Source organism: Legionella maioricensis, from assembly GCF_023618015.1.
GTDB classification, from domain to species: Bacteria; Pseudomonadota; Gammaproteobacteria; order Legionellales; family Legionellaceae; genus Legionella; species Legionella maioricensis.
On record NZ_JAJKBJ010000005.1, the window covers coordinates 21,495 to 48,054 of the forward strand.

A 26,560-nucleotide genomic window follows, 5' to 3' on the forward strand; every position below is an offset into this window, starting at 1 on the left:
GGAAATTTGCCTAATCAATTTGATTAACGGCATCCACTGATCACCGTAATTAACTTCTCATAAATTTGATCTTCGTTTAATTTTAAAGGCTTTATTTCCTCACTAATTTTTTCGGTGGGTATTGAAGCACATTTACAAAAAATGGAGATATCTTCGTTGATGCTGTCATCCTTTAAATCACGGGGAAAACTGGACACGCAACTTTTTAGTATTCCTGCACTTCTATTTTCTTCCGAAGAAGGGGCTGCTTTGTATCTCATTGCATTTCTCAGTACCGCGTAATAAATACAATTTCTCGCATTTCTAAAATTTGTTCCTACAATGGAAAGAGAACTCTTTTGTGCTTCTTTATAAGCACAAGAACACCCATAAAGCGTAATATATTTAGCATCTTCTTCTGCTATATAAGAGTACTTTATTCTTAACTCGTCCTGCCCATTCGTGATGCACGCTTTTTCCATAGTCAATTGCGAATCTGTAACTACAGTGGTTTCTGAATAGCCATATAAGGAAGGGAAACTAAATAAAAAGAGTATGAGTAAAGTGGGGATTAAGATTGGGATACGCATATTCTCTCCACCTAGTTTTCTACAAAGTATAGCAAAAACTAACAAACCTGCTATGATTAAACTATGCGCAGAGTCGGTAATAAAAGATCAAAAATGACATTTATTGACTTTCTATATCCAATAACAGTCATTAAGGGTTAAAACATGAAAGGTAAAGCGAATATATTTTTAGGAAACATAGGATCTTTTCGTGCAAGTGTTACCAAAAGCCTTAATCCGAGGGCCTCATTTTTTGCTCGCAAATTAGATATGCATCAGCCTTTGCTTTCCAGTCAGGAAAAAGATGAAGGAGTTCAGAATTTATGTGACAGTTTGCCAGTTGGTGAGGGTATTATTTATCGAGGTACTGAGGGTTATGATGAAATTGATGACGCGATGAGAAGCGGTTTTTTGGGAAAAGATTTTAAAGAGAGTAAAAAAGATGCTTCCTATGATATTGTGGCTTTTATTCGTGAGAATCACAGTAAATATTTTCTTTCTTTCTCACCTTGTTCGCAAACAGTTAAACCTTATGCCGCAGGATTATCAGTAATTCCATGTAAAGGTTTTATTTGGGTTACTGGATTACCCAAAGTTTACACGCTTCCCCAAAAGCTTTTACATCTAAATCGAGGCATGTTTTTGGAGTATGATAGGAGGAAACGCGAGGAACAAGACCCAGAGACTCCAACCCGATATTATCCCATCACCGACATGACTGCCAATAATAACGAAGTAACTGTTATTCTTGGAGGGCCAAATAATGATTGGCGTCAAGATGTTACTCGAGATGTAATGAAGCTTATTCAAGTAGCTGGACCCGGTAATATACTAGGCAAATTTATGTCTTCAAATGAGGTTGTACATGTTAAGGACTGGACCAATCCGGATTTCAAAAAAAGAGTCTGGTCTATTGAAGTGGCTTTGTCCACGGGGCCTCGCTATATGGCTGATTTTGAAAAGATGAATGATGTAGCACGTCAAATGCTGCTGTTAAAAGCGGGTAATAGATTGATTACACTAGAAGACGCGCGCAAAGTAGTGGGCTCCGGACTTTTAGATCCATTAAATGATAATTTTAATGCAGCTAAAACGCACACACTCACCCAAGTACCCAGTGAGATTGCTATTGGTGATGCAAGTAGTCTTGCTGAGTATATGAAGGAAGAAATTATCGCCCAAAATGTACTGGAGGAAATTGCTGCAACTAAGCCATCTGTGATTGAATAATGTATCGTTTATAGGGCACTTTTTGTTAAAATTAAACCATACAGGTCTTGTTTAACCCAAATGGATATGATATTAAGACCCGCTATGAGAGCATAGTGCATTATGCTATAGGGAATTAATTTATGAAATCATTGTACGAGCGGATTAGACCTGGAAAAACTAATCTTTCTTTACTCAAAGAGGTGCATGCCGCACACCAGCCAAGCATTCTTTCTGGTCTTTACTCAGAACGGCTTTGGCGTCATAAAAGCATGAGAATGACATTAAAATATATTACTGACCCTTCGCAGTATGAAGTCTTACAGTCACATGCGACAGCTAATTTAAAGCTTTGGCAGAAGACCAAAGTTAAGCTCCCGTGTGTCGTTGAAGTCATCAATCAGGATTGGGGCGATGCAACTCTGGAAGCAACTAAAAAATCTGGAACACCTTATGCTGTCCTTAATATGGCAAACTCTCAATTTCCTGGCGGTGCTTCTTTGGAGGGAGGAAGTGCTCAGGAAGAAAATATGTGGCTTCGAACTACCTGTTCCTTGTCATTACTAGATAAAGGTATTTATTTCGATAAGGAAAGTAATACTTTTCGATACGAGGATGAGACAAGAGATCTTCTAAGAGCCATGAAAAAAATGACTAGCGAAGAACTTAATACCTTAAGTCAACGACGAAAAGAAACAATTGCTGAAGCCTATCACGTTTTTTTGAATAAGAAACTGCAGATTTGTTTTCGAGGAGCTGAACTGTTTATTGAGACAGACAGTTCTGAAGGAGGAAAACCAATGCGCATCGCAGAAAGCACTATGAGTTTCCCTTTTCTTCATCCCCAGCAAATATTTCCTTTTTATGAACTAAGATCAGCTGCTGCCGATCTTTCTGATAATAAAATGGATTGGAGTGATGCGCTTTTACTAGAGCGATATAAAAAAGATATGCGACGTCGTGTCGCTGGCCAGCTGGATACATTAATTCTTAACGAAAAGTCTCATGTCATTTTAGGTGCATGGGGTTGCGGCGCTTTTAAAAATAAGCCTGACTTCGTTGCTGAAGTATATCGTGAGGAAATTGAAAAGAGGGCTAAATTTTTTGATCATATTGTCTTTCCCATTATTAATGCAGGCTCTTCGGAGAATTTTAACGTATTTAGAGAGTGCTTGAACGGTCTGAAACTGGGAAAGGAACCCAATCGTTCTCATTTTTTTCCTGCTTTAACGGATACGCCTTCCAAAACAGAGGATGATTTATTAAAGGGAGCCAGTAAATCGGCTCCTTTGGTTTAACAGGGATGACTCATATCAGTCTAGTCATTGATCGAAAGCGTTCCTGAAAGGTGTATGGCATATCTCAAAAGCTGCTTATTATGTGCTAAATTTAAATTAATTGGGACAAAAGGATATGAATATATGAACAAAATTACAATAAGTATGCTGATGGGATTATTTTTTCTCCTTACTCAAGCCGCAGTGGCCTCACAAGAGGCTCAAGAATTATGCGCACAACAGTTTTTGAGTCAGTGTATGGATAGGTGTCAAAAAACAAATGACATTAATTGCACTCAAGCTTGCCAGGAAAATGCTCAAAATCAATGCCGTCAGGCAGGCGAATAAGCGCAAAATCAATAGATTAACGCAGGAATCTTTAGTTGAAGTTTATATGTTGAATACTCAAATAGCGTCTATAATTACCTTCGAGTGATTTAAATAAGGAAGGGAATCATGGATAAAAAATTTTTATGGATAGTTGCACTCGCGTTCTCATTTATACTGAGCCAAACTGCTGCTGCTGATTCCTGGGGCTGTAGGAAAGGAATGGAAGAAATGGTTGGCTCTTTAAAGCTTGATAATGCTCAAAAAACAAAAATAAAACCTGTTTTAGAGCAATTGAAAGCCCAGATGAAGGATAATGGATCGCAAATGAAGGACGTGGATATACAAATTAATCAGCAAGCTGATTCAGCGACTATGGATCAAGCTACAATCGATAGTTTGGTTGATAAAAAAACAAAACTAATTGGTAACATGATCAAAGCCAAAATTGTGGCTAAAAATCAAATTTTTGCTATTTTGAATACTAAGCAGAAAGCAGAACTCAACATGATGATGAAAAAAATAGATAGTCAGATGGCTGCTCAATTTAAAAACTGTCATCAAGAAAACTAAAATTATTCATCTTTTTGAGGCATGGGAATTTTTTCGTCATCCTGAAGGAGCTTACGACGAAAGATCTTCTAATATTCAGGAGATCTCTGGCTGTCCTCGAGATGACGTTTAATGGCCTTAGGGCAGGAATCTCTGTCCCATGTCTCAATTTAGTCCATATCTTTATACTGCCATAGCAGTAATTAATCTTGATTTATTATGAAAATATCGATTTAAATTTATTAAACACATAAAATTACCGTTTTAGCAGTAACTTCCCATCATAATAGTAAAATTTTGATAAAAAGGATTGATTTTTAATTGTTTGTACTGCTATAACAGTAATATATTTCTTGTTTAATAAACTTATGAACTCCACCGATATTGCCAACATGGTACGCTATTACCGAAAACAAAGTGGTCTTTCACAAAAGGATTTTGCCAAAATTGCAGGTATTGGTAAAACGGCTTTATTTGATATAGAAAAGGGTAAAGAAACAGTACAATTAAATACTTTATTGAAGGTCTTGGATGTACTGAATATTCAAATGAAATTTGATACTCCATTTCCTGAACAGATTAAGAGCGCAGAATGAGAAAAGCAACAGTGCTGGTCAATGGGGTGGACGCAGGACTACTCGAAGAGCTGGAGCAAGGTGGTTATAAATTTACCTATCATGAGCACTACCATAATGCTCCTGTTTCATTGACCATGCCGTTAACTAAACGAGTTTACGAATTTAAACATTTTCCTTCCTTTTTTGAAGGGTTGTTGCCTGAAGGTATTATGCTTGATGGACTTTTACGTAAATACAAACTGGATAAAAATGATTTATTTGGTCAATTAATCCAGGTAGGGCATGATCTGGTTGGTGCTGTAACTGTTGAGTCAATTGAATGAAACGTTGCCCAATAACTTATGAATTGATTAGCGATAACGAGTTTTATTCCAAAAATGGATTAAAATTACTTTCCCCCCAATTACAACAATTGGATCCATTAGGATTGAGCGCTGAGGAACAACGCCAAGAAGCGGTAAGCCGTGCGGGAAAAATGTCTATTCAGGGGGTACAAACCAAATTAAGTGCGCAGTTAAAGATAAAGGAAGGGTATTTCAAAATTGTCGATCAGCAAGGACAATACATTTTAAAAACACAAAGTGCTCATTATCCTGAGTTACCCGAAAATGAAGCGGTGACAATGGGCCTGGCGGCAACGATTGGCATCGAAGTTCCTGTGCATGGTTTAGTATATGCCAAAGACAACAGCATGACTTATTTTATCAAGCGATTTGACAGGGTGGGGCGTAATAAAAAATTGGCCCTGGAGGATTTTTCTCAACTTTCAGGAAACAGCCGAGATACAAAATATCAAAGTTCTATGGAGCAAGTCATTGATATTATTGCTCAATTTTGTACTTTTCCCAAGATAGAGTTTATTAAGCTGTTTAAATTGACTTTATTTAATTATTTAGTTGGTAACGAAGACATGCATTTAAAAAACTTTTCCATTATTACCAAAAATCAAAAAAATTACTTGTCTCCAGCTTACGATTTATTAAATACGACCATCGTTATGATGAATCCTAAAGAAGAGCTGGCTTTGCCTTTAAAAGGGAAGAAAAATAATCTGACAAAAAAAGATTTTTTAACCTATTTTGCCAATGAACGCTTAAGGCTGAATCAAATCATCATTGATGAAGTGATTTGTGACTTAATACAAAAAATTCCCTCCTGGTTTCAATTCATTGATCACAGTTTTCTTTCAATAGAGATGAAGGAAAAATACAAAAATTTGGTGCATGAAAGAAGCAAAAGACTTTTTAATTAGGGGGTGTTAATGGGGCAGATATGTTTATTAAGGTCTTTGTTTTATCTCGTTTTTTTGCTGATGATCTACTGTTCTGACCACATTGTATAACATACCGGCCAATAAAGCAGTTATATCATCCATACTGATAATACCGATCAGTGAGTTATCCTCATTGACAACGGGCAGACGACGTACGCCTTTATTTCTCATGAGTTCCAGACAATCGAATAAACTGTCTTCCTCATAAACAACTAATACAGAGCGGGTCACAATATCCCGAACTATTAATTCATTGGCATTGAGTCCTAATGCCATCACTTCTAACACCAGATCGCGATCCGTTACAATGCCAATTGGAATGCGATCCCCTTCGTGTTCTTCAACCAAAACAACATCACCTACATGATGCGTACGCATCAGTTCTGCTGCAAATTTGACTGATTCATCGCCATTGATGATAATCACATCCCGGTTACAGTATTCACCAATTTTCATAATGCCTCCAGGCTTTGGCTGCAAGTTAATCTTATCCGGATTGACCTTTCATTCTTTAAATTATAGTTCAGAAACTCATTATTTGACTATTTACCGGCTTATCAGTTATATCTAAATATGAGACTTAGTGTCTTCATGTTATAGGAAAGATAGGGAGCATCATGGAAAAGGTAATCGTTTTTGTCCTTAGTAATTTTACCCTGAGTTTATTCGTTTTAAGCGTTCTATGTGCAGGGGCTGCAATAGCATTCAAGCCTAAGCCAATAAATAAAGCGGCGTGTATTGAGGTGCTCTTTTCCTATTTTTTATTATTTAATATAGGTATTAGCTATTTCTATAATTTTCTGATGCATGTTTTTTGGGGCGATATGACTGCTCAATTTATTGGCTGGCCGCAAAGTCCATTTCAACTCGAAGTCGGGTTTGCCAGTTTAGGTTTCGCAGTGGTGGGGATCATTAGTTTTTGGGGTAACGTGGGTTTTCGGGCTGCAACTGTTATAGCTCCCGCTTTATTTTTGTGGGGAGCTGCCGGTGGGCATATTTATCAAATAATCCTCGCTCATAATTTTGCCCCGGGCAATGCAGGTGTTATTTTTTGGACCGATATATTCATGCCCATCATAGGTTTTATATTGCTTTGGTTACATTATAAAAACCCCAAAAAAAGTTGAAGTGTACGAGGCTGCAGATAATGAGCTTTCCTATGTCTCGCGGCTTGTCCGCGGGACATAGGAGGGTACGGAAATTGAAGTAACAACTCCGACGAATTCTCTGGCCCCAGTTAGATCTCCTCGGACAAAAATCCTTTTAATTTGCATCCTTATTTGTTATTTGTTGAACATTAAGTAAATTAAATACCCTAAAAATCTACTATACTTCTTAATAAATTCAAAAATTTCCTGATAAATACGCTGAATGTTCTTATCTAAGGAATAAATATGGAAACACATACCTTTCAATATGTGAGAAGCGTGGGGTGGAATATAGAGAGCTTTCCTGATGTAGATTCTGAAAATACGCTGGTTTTAATATTTGCCGCACCGCTATTTTTAAATGAACAGGAACCAATAAGGCAGTTAATAAAGTTTTATACCAACTCAAAAGTAATTGGTTGCTCCACTGCTGGTGAGATTTGCGATAATTATATTTATGATGAAAGTCTTTCCGTAGCGGTGGTTAAATTTGTTCACACTGATTTAAAAATCGCACAAAGCACCGTTAACAATATAGACGACTCACGCCTTGCAGGTGAGTCTATTTCCCATCAGCTAAAAGCAGATGATCTTTGTTCTATCTTCGTACTCTCTGACGGATTAAATGTTAATGGTTCTGAATTGGTAAAAGGATTGAATACAGCTCTTACTGATGAGAATGCGGACGTTATTATTACAGGTGGGCTAGCTGGTGATGGAAGTGATTTTAAAAAAACATGGGTTATTATTAACGGCGAATTGCAGGATAATTGTATTGTAGCGATTGGTTTTTATGGTAAAAATCTGCGTGTGGGGCATGCATCACAAGGAGGCTGGGATATTTTTGGCCCGGTGCGTCGAGTTACTCGTTCAAAAGCTAATGTACTTTATGAATTGGATTACAAACCGGCCTTGCAGCTTTATAAAGAATATTTAGGTGAAAAATCTGTAGATTTACCGGCTTCTGGATTACTTTACCCCTTATCAATTAGTGACCCTTCATCGAACGAATCAACTCAACTAGTTCGAACCATCTTATCTGTTGATGAACAAGATCAATCCCTGATTTTTGCTGGCGACATTCCATTTGGCTTCAATGCGCAATTAATGCGCGCCAACTTTGACCGTTTGATTGACAGTGCCAGTGAAGCCAGCCTATTGGCTAATAATGGAATGTCGATTGATGACAATAACAAAGTTCATCCAGTATTTGCTATTTGTATTAGTTGTGTGGGCAGAAGATTACTGTTAGGGGAAAGAACCGAGGAAGAAACAGATTCTACCTTGAAAAGTTTACCCGAAGGCTCTATCCAGACAGGTTTTTACTCCTATGGGGAATTATCACCTTTTACTGCAGGAAAATGCGAATTACATAATCAAACCATGACCATTACCACTTTTTATGAAACATGAAAAGTTATTTTTAATGACTGGAATAAGAGGGCATATGGATATTCATAAGCTTTTATATCGACAACTTGAAAAATGCAATATAAGTATTGATAAAAAACCTGAAAACGATGAGATGTGGCAGAAGTTTCTTGCTCGGATTAATCAGGCTTACATTGATGCCGATCAAGAGCGCTACATGCAAGATCGATCCATAGAGATTTCCTCTCGAGAAATGCGGCAGTTAAATCAAAAGCTGGAAAACGCACAACACATTGTTGGGTTAGGCTATTGGAGCTATGATGGAAAATGTGACCGTGCAATTTGGTCAAACGAATTATTTAGTATGTTGGGGCTGAATCCCATTAATAACCCTCCGAATGTTCAGCAGTTCATGGAACTGGTTTATGAACAAGACCGTTACGAGCTGCAACAGAAGTTGGAAACCGCTCTTGAAAAGAAAATAAATTATGAATGTGAATTACGGGTAAGGCATGCCGATGGAACCTATCGTTGGTATAAAACAATAGGTCATTGCTTGGAGGAGGAGAAACAGCTTGAGGGAATTTTTATCGATATTCACAAAAATAAAATAGCTGAAGAAAAAATAAAAGACCTGAACCAACAAATATCCTCTACTGCCCGTCGTGCTGGAATGGCTGAAGTAGCTACCACTATTTTGCATAATATTGGAAATATTTTAAACAGTTCAAACACATCAATTAATCTGTTAAAAAACAATCTTAATCAAAATTATATGAAGAAACTATTCAAAATTATTGAAATGCTGTCTCAACATAAAGAGGATCTATCTGATTTTTTAACAAATGATTCTAAGGGTCGATTAATTCCGGAATATTTAGTTGTACTTTCGAAACGAATATTAGAAGACAGTCAGAACAATATGATTGAAGTGGACAATCTTATTAATGATTTAAAACACATTAATGAAATAGTGGCGATGCAAAAACCTCTTAGTGGTACGTCAAGCATCAATGAACAAATTTATATTCCTGAAATTATAGAAACTGTATTAAGTATGACGATTAGCAAATCAGAGAGTGAGTTTATTGAAGTCATTAAAGAATTGGATCAATGTCCTTTAATTGTTAATGACAAATCAAAATTATTACAAATATTAGTGAACTTAGTTCAAAATGCAAAAGAAGCCGTGCTGCTCAATACAACGAACTCAATAAAAAAAATCAAGATTGTGATCAATAAAAACCATGATAATTCATTACAAATCAAGATAATAGATAATGGTATAGGGATAAAACATAATAATTTAAATAGAATTTTTTCGTTTGGATTTACTACAAAACTAACTGGGCATGGATTTGGTTTACACAGTTCTGCCTTATCTGCAGAGGCTATGGGGGGGGCACTTTTTGCAGAAAGCGCAGGCGAAGGATGTGGGGCGCAATTTATATTGACCTTGCCAATATAGAACTATTTTAGGCTCAATGGGAGTGGTTCATGGGGGATATAGAACTTCACATTATGATTATTGATGATAATCCTGCTATTCATCAGGATTTTATAAAGGTTTTGACATCGACAAATCGTATGGATGAGTTCAGTAACTTGGATAAGCAATTATTTGATGAAGATGAGTTTGCATTAGATGAGGCAAGCAAGCATCAAATGGACTATTCTTTGCCTAAATTTATTATTGATACAGCCAATCAGGGACGTGAAGGGGTAGAAAAAATAAAGAAAGCTTTGGAACATGATGTGCATTACGCTTTGTCATTCGTTGATGTCAAAATGCCTCCTGGATGGGATGGTATTGAAACTATTAAGCATATTTGGGAAGTTGACCCTGATATTCAGATAGTCATTTGTACGGCTTACTCCGATTACAGTTGGGAAGAAACAGTAAAACAGTTAGGAATGGGTGATAATTATCTTATCTTGAAAAAACCTTTTGATGTAATCGCGGTAAAGCAGCTTGCATGCGCATTAACTAAAAAATGGATTTTACATAAAGATTCCAAACATCATACGAAAATACTGCAACAAACTGTTGAAGCACGAACGGAGTCGTTACAACAATCACTGTCATTATTACGATCTACGATTGAATCATCCACGGATGGTATTTTGGTGGTCGATTTAAATAGAATTATTATAGATTGTAATTCCAAATTTCTTTGTATGTGGAATATACCTGATTCTATGTTTAAGAGTAAAAATGTAAGATTAATCATCGATTATATGCTTAATCAGCTGGATAATTCGCGATCTTATTTTAAGCAAATTAACTATCTTGATAAACACATTGATGAAGTAAGTAAAAATACGGTTATTTTTAAGGATGGGAAGATATTAGAGTGTTATTCTCAGCCCCACCGATTAAACGACGTTACTGTTGGCCGAGTCTGGAGCTTTCGTGATATTACTGAACGTGCAAAGCTTGAAAGTAAACTTGAGTATCAAGCCACACATGATTCATTAACTGGATTACCCAATAGGGCTTTATTAATTGATAGAATACAGAACACTATTAATAGTGCTCTGGAAAATGATCAACAATTTGCTATCTTATATTTCGATCTCGATCGCTTTAAATTAATAAATGACAGTTTGTCCCATGAGGCTGGTGATAAATTATTACGTTTAGTTGCACAACGATGGTCCTCTTTAATCCGCAAAGAGGATACTCTAGCCCGGATTGGTGGTGATGAATTTGTAATGATTTTTAACCAATTTAACTCAGTTGAGAATATTATTTTAGTGGCAAATAAAATTTTAGAATCACTTGATCAGCCTTTTCAAATAGACAGCCGTGAATTAAACATCAATACTACAATAGGAATCAGTCTTTTCCCCAAAGATGGGAAAACGGTGAATGAATTATTAAAAAGCGCAGATTTAGCAATGTATCAAGCAAAAGAGAGGGGCGGAAACCAGTTTTATTTTTATGCCAAATACCTTAATGAACGCACCAACAAATGTTTTAAAATGGAAGCTGAATTACGTATGGCGCTTAAAAACAATGAGTTTTTTTTGTTGTATCAACCTCAATTTAGTATTGATACGGAAAATTTATTATGTGCAGAGGCCTTAATTCGTTGGAATCATCCAACCAGAGGATTGTTAGTTCCCTTGGATTTTATTCCAATAGCCGAGGATTCTGGGTTAATTATACCTCTGGGTGAATGGGTTCTACGTGAAGTGTGTCGGCAGATAAAAGCCTGGCATAAAAAAGGGCTCCCTTTAATTCGAGTCGCTGTTAACATTGCGACGCATCAATTACGGCAGACCAATTTTGTTGATATGGTAAAAGGAATTTTAAAAGAGTATCAACTTGCCCCCCAATGCCTGGAGTTTGAAATTACAGAGAATGTGGTGATAACTCATTGGGACATCATTCAAATGATTAATCAATTGAAGGAAATCGGGATTAAAATTGCCCTGGATGATTTTGGAACTGGAAATTCCAGTATTAATTACCTGAAACAGATCCATATTGACTGTCTAAAAATAGATCAGTCTTTTGTTCAAAATATATCGACTTCACGCAGTGATGAGGTAATCATTGAAGCGATTATTGCTATGGCACGTAGCTTCAATTTCAAAGTGCTGGCCGAAGGGGTAGAAACTCAAAAGCAAATGGATTTTTTGAAACAACGAAATTGTGATGAAGTACAGGGGTTTTTATTTAGTCAGCCATTAACTCCGAAAGAAATTGAAAAACATATAATGCAAGGTATTCTTTCGATAGAAAAGAAGAAAAAAAGCTCACCTAAAAATTAGCTGCGATTACCTGACTTGCTATTTAATCTGGCGTTAAGCATACATATGATACAATTGTACAAATAAAAACCTCATGAGGCCCACTGTCTTTATGAAACGTCGATTTAATGAAACTCAAATTAAGTCTAAAAAACCTATTATTTTGCCAATAAAACCGTTTCAATCTTCGTCAGTACCCTCGATTAATGATGAGGATAGCAGTTCTTCGAATGCCGACTTATGCGGTTTAGATGTGGGAAGTGTTGCATCATTTGCAAAGTGTCCACTAAGATCAGTAACTGAAACTCTACTTGAATCAGATACAAAAGCTATTGAGGATAGTTCTGATCCTAAAGCGGAGAGAGTCAATTTAGAGTTAGAAAAAAAACGAAAATTATCATCGGATTGCGCTTCAACACCAGAATCTTCTGATTTACCATTATCCAGAACCCCTTGTACCGCAAAATATCAATCCATTCCTTTTTCTTCTGAGATTAACCCTTTTAAACGGTTTTCTTCAAATAATTTTAAAAAAATTATGGGAAACGAAAACTACCCGGTCTATTCACTGGTAACAGTTTCTTCTTTATTAGAGGAAAAGGAGCTAAACCGTGAAAAAACTGATTTAAGATTTTTGGTGGATACGAATGGTCAAGCCTGGTTCGCACGAGAGACTCATAACGATTTTCCAGCCCCTGCACATTATCAAATGACCGGTTTACCACAGAGTCAAGCTAATTGTAGAACGGCGGGCAACCTGTTTTTTTCAAGTGATTATAAGGTTCTAAAACGAGTTAATAATAAAAGTGGTGATTTCAGACCTTCTTTTGATTCGTTAAAATGGTTTATTACAATACTTGTTTTAAATGAAAGCTCGTTACCTTTCGTCTTGCCTGAAATTCTTCTGGCAGATGAATTTTCAAGCTCAGGTCGATTGGAACGTACCTGGAAATTGAATATTTCCGAGTTAAGATCATGGGTTATGGATACTTTTACATCTGGGGAGATTCTGGACGAATTACAAAAACAGGTTCAAGAAACCAAAACAGTGAGCTATGTAAAAGAGCAGGACTCTGATTTTCAGTTTGTTACTTCATCCAATACACTTTTTAAATTTGATTGTAGTGGAAAAGCAGAGAGTGCCGATATGCCTCGCATCAAACTTTTCTAATCTTTAGAATATTGTGTCAATGCAGTAAGCTATGTCTGTCAAAAATATGCCTATACTAATAATTAAGCAAAATTAATAAAAGATTCTATGAAACAATCCTTTTCGGCAAGAATAGTTACCCTGCAGGAAGTATATGCAGCAAGCTACAAGCTTGCTTTACTTATTATGGACTCGCACCATGTTTTTGATACGGTGATAGCTATTGCAAGAGGCGGGTTTCCTGTTGCTCGTTTTATTTGTGATTTTTTAAACATTAAAGCGATGGGAGCTATTCAAATAAAGCACTATCTGGCTGGGGCCAGAGAGCAAGGAAAAACTGAAATTATTGCTCCGGTTAATATTGAAGTTGCTGGAAGAAAAATATTACTTATTGACGATGTCAACGACTCAGGAAAAACACTGATAGTCGCGCGGGATTATATCCAGTCTCTGCACCCTATGTTACTCAAAACAGCAGTGATTCATGAAAAACCAAACACTATAGCTCAAGTTGATTTTGTAGCTGAGAAAATAACTGAGTGGAAGTGGCTTATGTATCAATGGGCCGTGACCGAAGATATTCTGGGATTTCTGCATAAAGACAATATGCTGGAGGCGGATGAAGAAGCGGCATACGCACATTTAATCAAAAAATATGATCTGACCATTGATAAAAACTATTTTTATGACATCCTGAAGTTAAAAGAAAATTATTACAAAACTCCAGAGTCCTGAAACAGGTTAACGGAGTCATTCTTCGTCTGGAGACTATTTGATAACGGTGATTAATTGCCCGCACTATAAATAAGGACATTCTAATGTATAAAAACCAACATCGGGAATTTCATCGAGTAGAACGAATTGGCTGGCTGCGTGCTGCTGTTTTAGGCGCTAACGATGGCATTATTTCTACAGCAAGCTTGCTAATTGGTGTTGCTGCAGCCCATACCTCTTACCATGGAATATTTATCGCAGGCATGGCCGGTCTCATTGCTGGAGCTATGTCGATGGCTGCAGGTGAATATATTTCAGTAAGCTCTCAAGCTGATGCAGAGAAAGCTGCGCTTCTACGTGAAAAGAAAGAGCTAGAAATGAATAAAGAAGGAGAAGTTGAGGAACTAACTTCTATCTTTATTAAGCGAGGGTTAGAACCTGGGCTTGCAAAAGAAGTAGCAAAGCAGTTAATGGCTAAAGATGCTTTAGGTGCACATGCACACGATGAACTTGGTATTACAGAAATATTGAGCGCGCGCCCCTTACAGGCAGCACTATTCTCTGCTGGTAGCTTTGCTCTTGGTGCAATCTTTCCGCTCTTAATTCTTTTTGTTGTTCCGGGTTCATTCTTTATTACGTCAGTGTCCCTAATGACGGTTATATTATTGGCATCTCTGGGCGGGATAGCTGCAAAAATTGGAGGATCTCGAGTATTGTTCGGATCTATTCGTGTGGCAGTCTGGGGTACATTAGCAATGATTGTCAGTGCAGGGATTGGTTCACAACTAGGAGGGGCAGTATGAAATATAAACAATAGAGGTTGGAATAGTTGATTGCAGTATTTTACAGCCCTGCTTATGTTTTTCTTTTCATTTCTCTAGAATAATCATATATTTATATACGCGTAATTTGGACGGAAATAATACAATTACAAGGTTTATACTAAGGATGGCGCCCGATGATAAAGAGCAATGCAATGGATAGTAACACTAATACGCCAGTTGATCCTGTTTCAAATGTTCTAAAATGGATTTTGTTACTAACTGCAATAGTATGTTTTATCGTTATGATTTGGGGCACTGTTAAGACCTATCAATTAGCACCACCTTTACCACTTAAATTGGTCACTTCCTCTGGAGCAATCCTCATGACCGAAGAAGACATTGTGGCGGGAAAAGCAGGGTTTCAACGCGCCGATCTTATGGATTATGGCAGTATTTATGGGATGGGATCCTATTTTGGTGAGGATTATACTGCTCGATATCTTGTAGAATTAGGTCGTAAAACAGAGGAAAACATTGCGAATTTAAAGTTTAAGAAATCATTTCAAAACCTATCAGAAGGCGATCAGTACCTCACTCGAAAAGAAATGCAGGAGGCTCTTCAACATATTGATCTTGCCCATGATGTTTCGGTAATACCTGAGGCGATCGCTACGGCAATTACCCAACTTCAAGCAGAAATAGCGACCATGGTACTAAATCATGACCCTATAAAAGGCTGGACGAAGGCCTATAGCTTAAACCCGCAAAGTGCAAAACAAGTTGCTGATTTTTTAATTTACTCCTCATTAACTACTATCGCACATCGACCAGGGAAAGATTTTTCTTATACTAATAACTGGCCTTATGAGCCAACTATGGGGAACGTGCCTACGCCAGCAACTTTTTACTGGACATGGGTGTCTTTTTGTTTTGTGTTTTTTGGATTTGGGGTAATTCTTTATATATATCATCGTTACTTAAACGGTCCTGATGATCAATTAATGACTCCCATTTTGTTGGCTTTCAAACCTTTGACAACCAGCCAGATAAAAGTAGGAAAATATTTTTTAATTGTAGCCGTCGTGTTATTAGTTCAAATTGCAGTAGGTGTGTTACTCGCCCATTACTATACGGAACGTACAGGATTTTATGGCATTGATATCAATGCATTATTACCATTTAATTTTTTGCGTGACGTTCATACACAAACACCAATAGTCTGGATAGCGCTTTCATGGATTAGTTCAGCAGTGTTTCTTGCTCCTATCATTAGTGGTAAGGAAGCGAAAGGACAGGGTTTTCTCGTTGATTTATTATTTTGGGTAACCTTGTTTATTGTAGCTGGCGCCATAATCGGAGATTATCTTGGTATTATGGGCGTTATTGACACGGCATGGTTCTGGATTGGGAATCAAGGATTATCTTATCTCCAATTGGGTAGACTTTGGCAGATAGGATTTTGCTTGGGACTTTTTTTATGGAGTTTTATTGTTTTCCGAGGCATGTGGCCTGCTTGGAGCAATCTAAAAACAGCGACTGTCGAATTTTGGACTGGAAATATTAAACTGGAACACTTATTTTGGGCCAGTACCGTTAACATTGCCGTTTTGTATTGTTTTGGAATGATCCCGTTAACCGGAATTGAAAAATCATTTACGATCACCGATTTTTGGCGCTGGTGGGTTGTACATCTTTGGGTTGAACAATCATTTGAGTTTTTTGCAGCCTGTGCCACCGCCTACCTGTTAATGGGGGTTGGATTAGTATCAAGGCCATTGGCCGAGCGGACAGTTTACTTTGAAGCAATTCTTATTTTCTTAGGCGGGGTCATTGGTACCGGGCATCATTGGTATTGGACAGGTGGACCTGATATGTGGGTACCTCTAGGCTCAATGTTCTCATTTATTGAGGTATTGCCTCTTGCACTTCTGATCATCAATGCAATTCAGGAACAACAAAAAATTAAACGAGAAAAGGAGTTTAAACATCATTTGGCTTATCTTTATATTTTAGGGGCTGCTTTTTGGAATTTTGTTGGCGCTGGTGTATTTGGCGGCGGCACATTGAATGCTCCTTTAGTGAATTATTATGAACACGGTACTTTTTTAACTTTGAATCATGCCCATACCGCACTATTTGGGGCATTTGGACTACTGGCGCTGGGCATGGTTTATTTTTGCCTACGCTACGCAGCGGGTGAGCGAGTGCAGTGGAGCGATCGCTTGGGAACCTGGGCCTTTTGGTTGTATAACCTGGGAGTAGTTTTATGGATTTTCCTGAATTTCTTTCCTATCGGTTGGCCCCAATTGCAAGCAGTTTATGAGCATGGACTTACCTTCGCACGCAGCATGGAGTTTTATAATACAACACTATTATGGCAGTGGTTACGAATACCAGGTGATGTTGTCTTTGCCATAGCTGCATTATTAATGGCTTATGATTTCGGAATGAAGTTTAAATTCTTTTTCTCAAAGGATTATAGAAATCAGAAGGAGCGCCTCATTGAATCTCGTTAAATTGCCATTTTGGCAATATAACGAGTTCACACTCAGCTGTATCAGGAGATTCTAGTTCTATATTTGATCCAGGCTTGGCCATGCAAGCGAGGAAGTATCGTTGTGCTTTATACGTTAGCGGATATCTTGGATAATAAAATTGAATTACACACATTACTAAATATGCAGCCTAATTAGTGTCGCTCTGGTATTCTTGCCAGAAGGCAAGCTATTTTTGCATCACATAGGTTCCTGGAGCGTCGGGTAATGATGCATCAATACCAGGAGGAGGAATTTTCTTTTCAGTGCTGTGTTGGACTAGCCACTTATGCCATGCAATCCACCAGGAGCCGTTTCGTTTTTTTGCTGATTCCAGCCAGCTTATTGGCCCTTTATAGGGTTCGGTAGGTTTATGTTCATCAATAAAATAAAAACGACCTTTATGTTTGGGTTCACTGACAACTCCTGCATTATGCCCACCATTGGTTAATACAAAAGTGATATCAGTTTGGGTCATTAAGTGTATTTTATATACCGATTTCCATGGAGCTATATGGTCTGTTTCAGTACTTACAGAAAAAATCGGTAAATGAATGTTTTTGGGAACGACCAATTCTCCTTCGACTTGGAAGTGCCCTTCATAAAAATCATTTTTAAGAAACAATTTTTCCAAGTATTCAGTATGCATTTTATAGGGTAAGCGTGTCGCATCAGCATTCCAGGCAAGCAGATCAATCATGCCTCGTTGTGTCCCCGTCATATAGTCATCAATCATTTTGGACCAGATTAGATCGTAAGTGCGAAGCATCTGGAAAGAGCCAGCGAGCTGTTTTGTATCCAAATAACCTTGTTCCCACATCATATTTTTAAGGAATGATATCTCACTTTCGGTAATGAACAGCATGAGTTCACCTGCTTCGGTAAAATCACCTTGCGCTGCAAGAAGTGACAAGCTTTTGAGACGTTTATCTTTATCTTTTCCCATTGCGGCAGCCACAATCATTGCTAATGTTCCGCCCAGGCAATATCCCATCAAATGGATGCCATGAGGGACAATGCCATGTACCGCATCTATTGCTGACATTGCACCTTGCCGATAATAATCATCCATAGAGAGCTCGCGATCTTCTTTATCAGGATTACGCCATGAGACTATAAAAACTGTATGACCTTTTGAAACCAGCCATTTGACCAGTGAATTGTGAGGAGATAAATCCAGAATATAATATTTCATTATCCAGGCCGGCAATATCAACACGGGCTCTTTAAACACCGTTTTGGTTTGTGGCTCATATTGAATTAACTCAATGAGATAATTTTTAAATACTACTTTTCCTGGGGTAATCGCAATGTTCTCGCCCAGTACGAAATGTTCAGCACCAGGAGGAGGCAAGCCTGCTGTCCTTCTAAGCATATGGTCGATGGCGATTTCAGTACCTTCAATTAAATTGATCCCTCCTGATTGAATGGTTTTATTGAATAAATCAGGATTAGTCCAAACAAAATTCGAAGGAGACAGGGCATCGAGTATTTGACGTGCGCAAAAAGAAACAGTACGTTCAACACGACTTGATGCCCCAGGAACATTTGTTGTAGCTTGCCGCCACCAATCTTCAACTTGAAGAAAATTTCCAGCATAAAAACGCCAAGGCATGGATTGCCAGCTTTTTTTACAAAAACGAATATCTGCTGGATTATCGCATAACATTTGATTGAGATTATCCTTCAGATGGGTTATGGGATAAAAAGCCAGAGCTAATAAGTTACCTGGTGATTGAGCCAATTGAAAAACCCATGCGCAATAGGCACTTGCCAGGGCGGCAGGACTTACACCCATGCTTACCTTGGCGAGATTGGCTTGAAAGATTTTATTAAAAGCCATAAAAAAATTATTTAATTCGTCTTTTGATGCCGGATAGTCCGTTTGATGCATAAGGGGCTGCGGATTTGAAACATCCTTTTTTCCTGTGTTTTTCATCATTCATATCCTTTAATTTTAATGAAAGGGATATTATTTATGCATCTACTCAAATACAAAACTCTTGTCCGAACCAATCAGGCTTCAAGCTTTATGTCAGACTACTTACTCCGGATTTTATCTTTAGATTCAGGTACCAAAGAAATCATCGCTTTTTCAATAATTTGAAATGACTCTTGCATATAATCTAGAAGTTTATGGGCATTTTCAAATGTTATGTCAATTTGCTTATTTAATAGTTCTTCCGGATTTTTGAAATTGGTCAGGTTTTCTGGTTTTAAATAAGTTAAACCCTCCAGGGTTTTTATATTTAACACAGCCATCTCGTGAAAAGGTTCTTGTGATTTATTAAAGGTGTCACGCCACTGTTCAAACGGCATGCTCATGTTAATCTCCTTTTATAGTGCATCGCACAATTTAAGAATCCCATATATTAATATAGACCTTATTTGGTCATGCTGCAAAATAATGAATAAAAAAATAACATTAATTGAAGTCAAAATAGAATGACCTATAAGCATAGATTTCCTTTCTATGGTAAGCTTGGAGATGATTACAAAGAGAGTAGATAAATGATTAGAGTAGGGCAGTTTAACAAATTAAGAGTGATAAAAGAGGTTCCATTTGGTGTTTACCTGGATGGTGATGAATGGGGTGAAATTTTATTGCCTAATAAGTTTGTCCCTCGCGGCACTCAGTTCGATGATATATTGGAAGTATTTATCTATTTTGATTCGGAAGATAAAATTATTGCTACCACATTACGTCCTCATGTCATGCTGGGACGTTGTGCTTTTTTAAAGGTAATTGATGTAAATCGTGTAGGAGCCTTCCTTGATTGGGGGTTGGATAAAGACTTGCTGGTACCTGGGCCAGAACAGCATCGCCCCATGGAAAAAGATAAATCCTATATCATTTATGTGAAGCAAGATAATCAAGGACGTATCATTGCCAGTTCTAAACTCGATTACTTCCTGGATAAATCCCCAGCTCACTATAAACCAGGGGAAGAGGTCAATTTATTGATTGCAGAAACCACCGAGTTGGGAAGTAAGGTCATTATTAATGATCGTCACTGGGGGCTAATTCATTCTGGGGATATTTTCCAGAAGTTGAGTTATGGAAAAAGGATGAAAGGTTATATTAAAACGATACGAGAAGATGGCAAAATTGATGTGGTGTTAAGAAAAGCAGGGCAAGAGAGCATCAACGAGCTGGCAAAACGCATCCTTACCAAATTGCATGAAAAAGAAGGTTTCTTACCTCTGCATGATAAAAGTTCACCTCTAGATATTCAACGTGTCTTAGGGGAGAGTAAAAAAAGTTTTAAGAGTGCGATTGGCCAGCTCTATAAACAGGGTAAGATAAACATTGAATCGAATGGAATTCGATTGCGAGCGAAAGGTACTAATGAATGAAAGGTTGTATCAAGTACCTACGTCCCGCTGCTTGTCCGCGGGACGTAGGAGACAACAATGCCGAACAGTTGTGACGTGTCTTAAAAGCTGGATGATCAGCAGCCTTTTATATTATTGATTTTTTAAACTAAATAGTGGAGTTAAAATGCCCCAATATATATATAGGGAATTTACCGTTTTTTATGAAATTACAGATCAGAAAAACGCTCATGGCTTATATAATGCATCGGGTTCTGTTATGTGCTTGATAAATATGAATAAAAAAAATCAAATTGTGGATTTCTCAACAGAGTTCTCTACAATCTCGGGGGTAAAAAAAGGAATAAAAAAAATAATTGAAGAGTACATTGATTTTGAATGGGAGCAGTTTTCCAAAACAAAAGATGCTTTATAAGCCAGATTTTATAAATTAATATCTTGTGACGTGATATTAATTTCATTTTCAAATTGTCTGGCTACAATAAGCGTGTACTCTGGAACCTCGAGCCATGTAGTGGTGTCTTCAGTAAGGGGTTCAGAAGCAATAATAATGCTTTTTTTAGTAGTACTCTCTTTCATTTTATATTCATTATCGTAAAACCCGTAACTGTCACCATAAGTATACCAAAGTGAATGATAGCCTGAGTGAGAGGAGGGGGGGGCGTTTGCATCAGGCCAGCCATAGTCCAGCACAAAGCGGGTAGCTGCAATGAACTCACCATTAGTTATAAATAAATTCACGGGAGAGTTAATTTTTATATTTCTTTTTTGGCGAACTCGTTGAAGTATTTTTAAAGTTTCCAGAACTGCTTGAATAATATCTTCCGTCTCATAAATTCCAATTGGGCTGGGGAGTTGTGATAAAAAAACTGCATAAATCCATTCACTGTCAGTAGTTCCATTAATCTGTTTTTTATATTCCGGCTTAATGTATTCCAGTAAGTCATAACGCATTATCTCAAAGTGGCTAAGAGAACCATTATGGGCAAGTACTACATTGGATTGGGCAAAAATAAAGGGGTGTACATTCTGAATGGAAACTACCTGTTGTTCGTGGTAAGAAACGCCGCGCAAATGAGCCAGCAGGCAATAAGGTGATATTTTAGAGGCCAGATTACGTAAATTGACGTCATAAAAGGGTAATTGTGGCGTTTTATACAAGTAAGGACATTGAGGATTATGGGAAGTATGATCCCATGCAGCTATGCCAAATCCTGCCAAATTAAGTAAATATGACATATATTTGGGATTATAGCTTTGCTGGATAAAGGAGTTATCTGGTTTGTAAAGGAGCTCTTCAACCACAATGGGTTTGCCAAGATAGGTCAATATTCTGCACATAATATTTTACCTGTTGTAATTTTCAATATTAAGTCGTATGTCTAGCTTATCAACAGATTTTTTGAGCGCTGCCAGTGACCCACAAAATAAATTGAATAATTTATACCAAAGTTGTGGTTGAGTTTCTTTAATTAAACTCAGAGACGATTCCGATAATTTGCAAAGGATAGTCTGTTCACAAGTGATATAAGAAACATTGAACGATAAATTACTTTCGATACATCCCATACTGGCCAGTAATATTCCAGGACCAATTATGGACAATTTCGCTCTTTTATTGTCTTGCAGGATGCATGATTGAATCGCGCCATAAATAACCAGGTAACATGAGGGGGTTTTATCTCCTTCATTGATTAATTTACAATTCTTTGGTGCATCCAAAATAATGAAATGATGACATACCGTTTCAAACTCATCCTTGGTAAATGATTTAAATAAAATAAAACGTTCAAGTAATTCTTTTGTGTCCTCAATATCAGTTTTTTTAGGCTGATTTAACGAATCAATAACCTTTCCAAAAAACGATAGGCTAGTCATATTGGAATTTGAAATAAAAGAAGTGACCCTGTCATGGAGTATTTTTAAACGACTACAGATTTGTCCTGCAATCACTCTAAATATTTTATATTTTGTTTCAGGCGAATCGACAGCAAGCAATTCAAAATAACTGTTAGGTATTGTTAAATAGAGAACAGGACTTTGGGCTTTAAACGAGGTAGGGCAAGGGCCACTTCCAATAAAGCCAATGGGCGATAAAAAACTTCCTGGTTGCAGTATTTCCAAATTAGTGATCCCTTGGCACATTATTTTTGCGGCAACCAAAACTTGTCCCTTAAGAATAAGATAGACGGCGTCTATTTTTTCTCCTTGATGAAGTAGTACCTCTCCACGCATGGATGAAGATATCTTACTGTGTTTTAGTAAAAGACCCAGCTCAGCCAGGTCCAGATAACCACCTAATGTATTAATTATCTGGTTATTAATATTTAATGTTTGTTCCATTGCCTCATTGTTACTTAGTATTTTGTTATCCATCAGCATCTCAATAATGAAAATTTATTGTTCAACCACTTCCGACCATATGTCACACTGCTTTGCCACCAATTCAGGTAAGGACCCCACTTGCTTCAATGTCTGTCTTAAAATGAATGCATCGTTAATACCCCGTACAGCGTCATCAAGTAACTGTGAGATATAATCAGTATTGCCTAGTTGTTGAGCATATTTCTCAATAATTTTAGCGGTGACCAGTATATCTTCGCTAATAGAACAGGATTTCATCGTAAAAGGATTGATAAAATTTCCTTCGAAACCATATCGACACGCCTCAAAACGATTTTGGCTGTAAAGGTAATATAAGTCATGATTAGCTTGAGTAGGTCTTTCTTCCAATAAATAAAGGGCCAGGGTTTGAATATAAGCAGTAATTAACACTGCTTTCTTGATGGTTAATGGTGTATCGCAAACCCTGATTTCAACCGTTCCAAATTCAGGTTTTGGTCTGATGTCCCAATAGAAATCCTTCATACTTGTTATGATGCCAAGACGACGCATTTTATGAAAATAATCTGAAAATTCATTCCAATTGGTTAGATAAGGTATGACGCCACTTAGTGGAAAAGCATTAAAAACTGTAGTGCGACAAGAATAAAAACCAGTATCCACTCCTTGATAAAATGGAGATGAAGCAGTTAATGCAATTAATTGAGGCACATATCGTGAAAGTGCATGAGTCAAATAAATGGAGTCTTCTGCATTGGCGCAACCAATATGTATATGCTGACCAAAAACGGTTGCCATTTTAGATAAATAAGTAAATTTTTGTGCAATCTTTCTGTAGCGCATGGTGGGGAATATTTTTTGCATTGCCCATGTTTGAAACGGATGAGTTCCGCCGCCACAAATGGCAAGGTTCAGGTTATTTGCCTGCTGTATTAAATAGGATCTTAATTCATACAACTCTTTAATCATGGCTTGTGGAGAGTGATGAATGGATGAGTTGATTTCAATCATACTCTGCGTTATCTCAGGTTTTATTCTCAGTTGATCCAGACTGGATTTGATACCACGAATTATATCTTTGGCGCGGGAAATTAAAGTAAAGGAATAAGGATCTACAAGTTGTAGCTCTAATTCGATTCCAATTGAGGAAACAGATGATTTTTTAAATGACAACCTTCTCATGAAGTTCTCTGATTATACGATGACCATTTAGATTAATTATAAGACAAATAAAGTTAGTTCGGACTTTATTTCTGTATTCTGGGGGATTAGTAATTGATTTTCGACGTCACGCGAAAGTCGCGGTACGCCGGGATTTTTAAAATAGTTAACTAAAATTTCATATAAAAAATTATTTAGCTGTACTATATTTAATAAAATTTCTTCCAAGTCAGGAAATTTTACCGATCAAATGGAAGTTATATTAAAAGGAAAAATAATGTTAATAGGAGCTTTTATTTTTTTAATTTTAGCCGTTATTTCATCATTTTTTGCATTTGGAAGACCTAAATCTACGGTTACTTTGCTAGCAAAAATGATCTTTTATTTTTCTTTAGCGCTGTTTTTTGTATTATTATTTACATCGATATACACCTCCGCCCCACCGCTTCCTGATGATAAGAAACTTCCTATATAAAATTCTATTATCAGCCATTAACTTAATGAACGTCACCCAGAACGAAGCGAAGGATCTCGCCAATGTGGCTCCTGCCTATTCTCAGGAGCCCCTTCGTCGTAAACTCCTCTGGATGACGTAAAGCAGCTTAATGAACGTCATCCAGAGCGAAGCGAAGGATTTCGCCAATGTGGCTCCTGCCTATTCTCAGGAGATCCTTCGTCGTAAACTCCTCTGGATGACGTAAAGCAGGGGATGTGGGTAATTACCTGGGAATTTGGCTACCTAAAGAAGATGGTTCGCTGCCCAATCCTCTTAATGAGGAGGGTATTACTAAACCTGTTTCCCCCCTTGCGGGAATTCTTGGTTCTGGAGACAGCGGTGGTCCTGCGTGGATTAAAACCGATAACGGTTGGGCTATTGCTGGCGTTAACTCAGACGGTAGTGGTAATGCTGCTTATGGTGATATTTCCTGGTTTCCTCGCGTGAGTTCAATAAATAAATGGATTCAGCAAGTGATGCCAGAAGCTCGTTTATCAAATGAATATTTGATTTATGTTATGAGTAAAAAAGCACACATGCTTGGGCTTAAATCACTTGAGACGTAGTCAACAGATAAAGTTTTCTTAGCTGCCAACATATTGGCAGCTAAGAACGGTATTTTTGTTCAAATACTTAAAATTTTATACATGCAGCGAGCTATCGAAATCGTTGGATGTAATTAGTTCTTTTAAGGGATTTGATTCAATGAGAAAAGCGACATATTCAACGAGTTCCTCAGAGCCAACAGGAATATTCTTCGGAACACTTTGCAATATCATTGTTTCGCCAGTTGTCGTATATTTTTTTGTAAGCTCTTGATATTTAGGAGACTCCATTAACTTAGTAACATCGGCTAATGTTAAACCTCTATCAGTCTCCTCGACTAATCCCAATTCTTGGGCTCGTTCATTGACTGTTTTAAGGATTTCGCCAGCCATCCCCCCTTTACCAGATACAATTGATAAAAGTTCTATCGACATTATCCTTTTACGATAAAATGGATTCACAATCGTTGTAGTATTTACTGTTTCAGCTTTCGTAAAGCCACTCAAAATACGTCCAGCGCCCTGCACAAGTACTATACTGTGAAGATCAGTATCCACTATAGGGCGCCAGTCATCTTCTTCAGTTGCTCCTAAGACTGCTGTTATTTCATTATTTCCTTGAGTGAGAGTAAAAATATTCTCTGAGCCTGTACGGTTCCCAAGTCCTACTGCATCATCGAGAGTATCTTGATAAATTTTAAACAGGTGGGGATCGACGAGCATTGCTGTTTGTGGACGAATAATTACCGCGGGGTAACACATCGATGCAATCGCTCCCTTCGCAATAATAAGCTGAAACCCCATCATGTATTGTTTCACTGTATGGCCGTGAGGGGAAGTTGAAAGAAACGCGGAACTGTTAGGCTTATCCACAAATTGGGCAAGATTTAGTGTAAAAGGTCTTCTTGAATATTTACCAGCACCAAATTTTCCCTCTGTTGCAAGACTTGATGCCTCCTCGAAGCCTGCCATCCCACGATAAACAATGCCCTTCTCATTTGGTAAGTCGTTAAGCATTTGCTCATAATCTATCTTTTTCTTTATAACGGATATATTCTCCTCATCCAATGATGCAACTTTGGGCTGGCTAAAAAGGCCTATTAATTCACCACTACTTGCAACCTGATTTAAAATTACACGTCGACATAGACTTGCACTTACTTGGCTACCTTTACTCCTCATAATTTAGACCCTCACAATCATGTTCAGACAAAAAATATCATTTTTTAATTCATATGATTACCTTTTAAGCATAGTATAGATCTTTTTTTGTACAAAAAAGGAGGGCGAATTGCTTGATGCTATAGAAGATAGAAATGTTTTTGATAAGAGGTTTTGCTTATCAGTAAAGGACCGAGTTCATAGGAGCATAGTGCATTCATTTTGCTAAGTGCAACCCCCACCATGACTGTCGTAATCCTTGCGAGTACCTTGCCTGGTTAATTTTACTATAATCAATAGTAGTAGCATGATGA

At 37.5% G+C, this 26,560-nt stretch carries 27 protein-coding genes; 19 read left to right on the forward strand and 8 right to left on the reverse strand.

Annotated elements, in window-relative coordinates; all coding sequences use genetic code 11:
- Positions 1 to 23: 23 nt before the first annotated feature.
- On the reverse strand, positions 24 to 569 hold the full coding sequence (locus LOX96_RS05865) for a hypothetical protein (RefSeq protein ID WP_250421801.1): 546 nt from the start codon (positions 567 to 569) through the stop codon (positions 24 to 26).
- A gap of 144 nt (positions 570 to 713) precedes the next feature.
- Here LOX96_RS05865 and LOX96_RS05870 point away from each other — a divergent pair, with 144 nt between their 5' ends.
- The 7 genes from LOX96_RS05870 (at position 714) to LOX96_RS05900 (ending at position 5,743) form a co-directional block, all read left to right on the forward strand.
- On the forward strand, positions 714 to 1,778 hold the full coding sequence (locus LOX96_RS05870) for a hypothetical protein (protein ID WP_250421802.1): 1,065 nt from the start codon (positions 714 to 716) through the stop codon (positions 1,776 to 1,778).
- Between the two features lie 122 nt (positions 1,779 to 1,900).
- Positions 1,901 to 3,055, forward strand: coding sequence for a poly(ADP-ribose) glycohydrolase domain-containing protein (locus tag LOX96_RS05875; RefSeq protein WP_250421803.1), 1,155 nt, complete (start codon positions 1,901 to 1,903; stop codon positions 3,053 to 3,055).
- Positions 3,056 to 3,178: 123 nt separating this feature from the next.
- Positions 3,179 to 3,382, forward strand: coding sequence for a hypothetical protein (locus LOX96_RS05880; protein WP_250421804.1), 204 nt, complete (start codon positions 3,179 to 3,181; stop codon positions 3,380 to 3,382).
- Positions 3,383 to 3,490: 108 nt separating this feature from the next.
- Entirely contained in the window at positions 3,491 to 3,934 is a 444-nt protein-coding gene (locus LOX96_RS05885) for a Spy/CpxP family protein refolding chaperone (protein ID WP_250421805.1), read from the forward strand.
- Between the two features lie 347 nt (positions 3,935 to 4,281).
- Positions 4,282 to 4,509: a helix-turn-helix transcriptional regulator gene (locus tag LOX96_RS05890; RefSeq protein ID WP_250421806.1), complete on the forward strand. Its 228-nt coding sequence runs from the start codon at positions 4,282 to 4,284 to the stop codon at positions 4,507 to 4,509.
- Positions 4,506 to 4,814 carry a HipA N-terminal domain-containing protein gene (locus tag LOX96_RS05895; RefSeq protein WP_250421807.1) on the forward strand — a complete coding sequence of 103 codons (309 nt, stop codon included), beginning with the start codon at positions 4,506 to 4,508 and terminating at the stop codon, positions 4,812 to 4,814. The genes LOX96_RS05890 and LOX96_RS05895 overlap by 4 nt, the downstream gene beginning before the upstream one ends.
- Positions 4,811 to 5,743 (forward strand): HipA domain-containing protein, encoded by a 933-nt coding sequence (locus LOX96_RS05900; protein ID WP_250421809.1) that lies wholly within the window; start codon positions 4,811 to 4,813, stop codon positions 5,741 to 5,743. Before LOX96_RS05895 ends, LOX96_RS05900 begins: the two co-directional genes overlap by 4 nt.
- A gap of 27 nt (positions 5,744 to 5,770) precedes the next feature.
- Here the strand turns inward: LOX96_RS05900 and LOX96_RS05905 are convergent, their stop codons facing one another.
- Positions 5,771 to 6,220, reverse strand: a complete 450-nt coding sequence (locus tag LOX96_RS05905) for a CBS domain-containing protein (protein WP_250421811.1) — start codon at positions 6,218 to 6,220, stop codon at positions 5,771 to 5,773.
- 161 nt (positions 6,221 to 6,381) lie between these two features.
- On the opposite strand from LOX96_RS05905, the gene LOX96_RS05910 reads away from it, so the two are divergent.
- The 8 genes from LOX96_RS05910 to LOX96_RS05945 all read left to right on the forward strand — a co-directional run bounded on the left by LOX96_RS05910 (position 6,382) and on the right by LOX96_RS05945 (position 17,186).
- Positions 6,382 to 6,891: a DUF6790 family protein gene (locus LOX96_RS05910; protein ID WP_250421812.1), complete on the forward strand. Its 510-nt coding sequence runs from the start codon at positions 6,382 to 6,384 to the stop codon at positions 6,889 to 6,891.
- Between the two features lie 267 nt (positions 6,892 to 7,158).
- Positions 7,159 to 8,325 carry an FIST signal transduction protein gene (locus tag LOX96_RS05915; protein ID WP_250421813.1) on the forward strand — a complete coding sequence of 389 codons (1,167 nt, stop codon included), beginning with the start codon at positions 7,159 to 7,161 and terminating at the stop codon, positions 8,323 to 8,325.
- Positions 8,326 to 8,359: 34 nt separating this feature from the next.
- The gene (locus LOX96_RS05920; protein ID WP_250421814.1) at positions 8,360 to 9,751 is read left to right on the forward strand and encodes an ATP-binding protein; all 1,392 of its coding nucleotides are present in this window, start codon (positions 8,360 to 8,362) and stop codon (positions 9,749 to 9,751) included.
- A 29-nt stretch (positions 9,752 to 9,780) separates the two neighbouring features.
- Positions 9,781 to 12,063: an EAL domain-containing protein gene (locus LOX96_RS05925; protein WP_250421815.1), complete on the forward strand. Its 2,283-nt coding sequence runs from the start codon at positions 9,781 to 9,783 to the stop codon at positions 12,061 to 12,063.
- Between the two features lie 91 nt (positions 12,064 to 12,154).
- The gene (locus LOX96_RS05930) at positions 12,155 to 13,213 is read left to right on the forward strand and encodes a hypothetical protein (RefSeq protein ID WP_250421816.1); all 1,059 of its coding nucleotides are present in this window, start codon (positions 12,155 to 12,157) and stop codon (positions 13,211 to 13,213) included.
- A gap of 87 nt (positions 13,214 to 13,300) precedes the next feature.
- Positions 13,301 to 13,927 (forward strand): phosphoribosyltransferase, encoded by a 627-nt coding sequence (locus LOX96_RS05935; RefSeq protein ID WP_250421817.1) that lies wholly within the window; start codon positions 13,301 to 13,303, stop codon positions 13,925 to 13,927.
- Between the two features lie 83 nt (positions 13,928 to 14,010).
- A complete protein-coding gene (locus LOX96_RS05940; protein ID WP_250421818.1) occupies positions 14,011 to 14,709 on the forward strand; it encodes a VIT1/CCC1 transporter family protein in 699 nt (232 codons plus the stop codon).
- A 173-nt stretch (positions 14,710 to 14,882) separates the two neighbouring features.
- Positions 14,883 to 17,186 (forward strand): nitric-oxide reductase large subunit, encoded by a 2,304-nt coding sequence (locus LOX96_RS05945; protein WP_250421820.1) that lies wholly within the window; start codon positions 14,883 to 14,885, stop codon positions 17,184 to 17,186.
- Positions 17,187 to 17,394: 208 nt separating this feature from the next.
- Here the strand turns inward: LOX96_RS05945 and LOX96_RS05950 are convergent, their stop codons facing one another.
- A complete protein-coding gene (locus LOX96_RS05950) occupies positions 17,395 to 19,143 on the reverse strand; it encodes a PHA/PHB synthase family protein (RefSeq protein WP_431606637.1) in 1,749 nt (582 codons plus the stop codon).
- Between the two features lie 101 nt (positions 19,144 to 19,244).
- Positions 19,245 to 19,529, reverse strand: a complete 285-nt coding sequence (locus LOX96_RS05955) for a phasin family protein (RefSeq protein ID WP_250421822.1) — start codon at positions 19,527 to 19,529, stop codon at positions 19,245 to 19,247.
- Positions 19,530 to 19,715: 186 nt separating this feature from the next.
- On the opposite strand from LOX96_RS05955, the gene LOX96_RS05960 reads away from it, so the two are divergent.
- The gene (locus LOX96_RS05960; protein WP_250421824.1) at positions 19,716 to 20,561 is read left to right on the forward strand and encodes a CvfB family protein; all 846 of its coding nucleotides are present in this window, start codon (positions 19,716 to 19,718) and stop codon (positions 20,559 to 20,561) included.
- Positions 20,562 to 20,706: 145 nt separating this feature from the next.
- Positions 20,707 to 20,955, forward strand: coding sequence for a hypothetical protein (locus LOX96_RS05965; RefSeq protein ID WP_250421826.1), 249 nt, complete (start codon positions 20,707 to 20,709; stop codon positions 20,953 to 20,955).
- A gap of 8 nt (positions 20,956 to 20,963) precedes the next feature.
- Here LOX96_RS05965 and LOX96_RS05970 read toward each other — a convergent pair whose 3' ends face one another.
- The 3 genes from LOX96_RS05970 to LOX96_RS05980 are packed head-to-tail and all read right to left on the reverse strand — an operon-like array spanning position 20,964 to position 24,065.
- On the reverse strand, positions 20,964 to 21,881 hold the full coding sequence (locus tag LOX96_RS05970) for a class II glutamine amidotransferase (RefSeq protein WP_250421829.1): 918 nt from the start codon (positions 21,879 to 21,881) through the stop codon (positions 20,964 to 20,966).
- Positions 21,882 to 21,887: 6 nt separating this feature from the next.
- Positions 21,888 to 22,916: a Crp/Fnr family transcriptional regulator gene (locus LOX96_RS05975; protein WP_250421830.1), complete on the reverse strand. Its 1,029-nt coding sequence runs from the start codon at positions 22,914 to 22,916 to the stop codon at positions 21,888 to 21,890.
- Between the two features lie 21 nt (positions 22,917 to 22,937).
- Positions 22,938 to 24,065: a YbdK family carboxylate-amine ligase gene (locus LOX96_RS05980; protein WP_250421831.1), complete on the reverse strand. Its 1,128-nt coding sequence runs from the start codon at positions 24,063 to 24,065 to the stop codon at positions 22,938 to 22,940.
- Positions 24,066 to 24,321: 256 nt separating this feature from the next.
- Here LOX96_RS05980 and LOX96_RS05985 point away from each other — a divergent pair, with 256 nt between their 5' ends.
- Together LOX96_RS05985 and LOX96_RS05990 are read left to right on the forward strand one after the other, a co-directional pair.
- Positions 24,322 to 24,519: a DUF1328 domain-containing protein gene (locus tag LOX96_RS05985; protein ID WP_250421832.1), complete on the forward strand. Its 198-nt coding sequence runs from the start codon at positions 24,322 to 24,324 to the stop codon at positions 24,517 to 24,519.
- A gap of 236 nt (positions 24,520 to 24,755) precedes the next feature.
- Entirely contained in the window at positions 24,756 to 25,106 is a 351-nt protein-coding gene (locus LOX96_RS05990) for a hypothetical protein (protein WP_250421833.1), read from the forward strand.
- Between the two features lie 75 nt (positions 25,107 to 25,181).
- Here the strand turns inward: LOX96_RS05990 and LOX96_RS05995 are convergent, their stop codons facing one another.
- A complete protein-coding gene (locus LOX96_RS05995) occupies positions 25,182 to 26,267 on the reverse strand; it encodes a hypothetical protein (RefSeq protein WP_250421834.1) in 1,086 nt (361 codons plus the stop codon).
- Between the last annotated feature and the right edge of the window lie 293 nt (positions 26,268 to 26,560).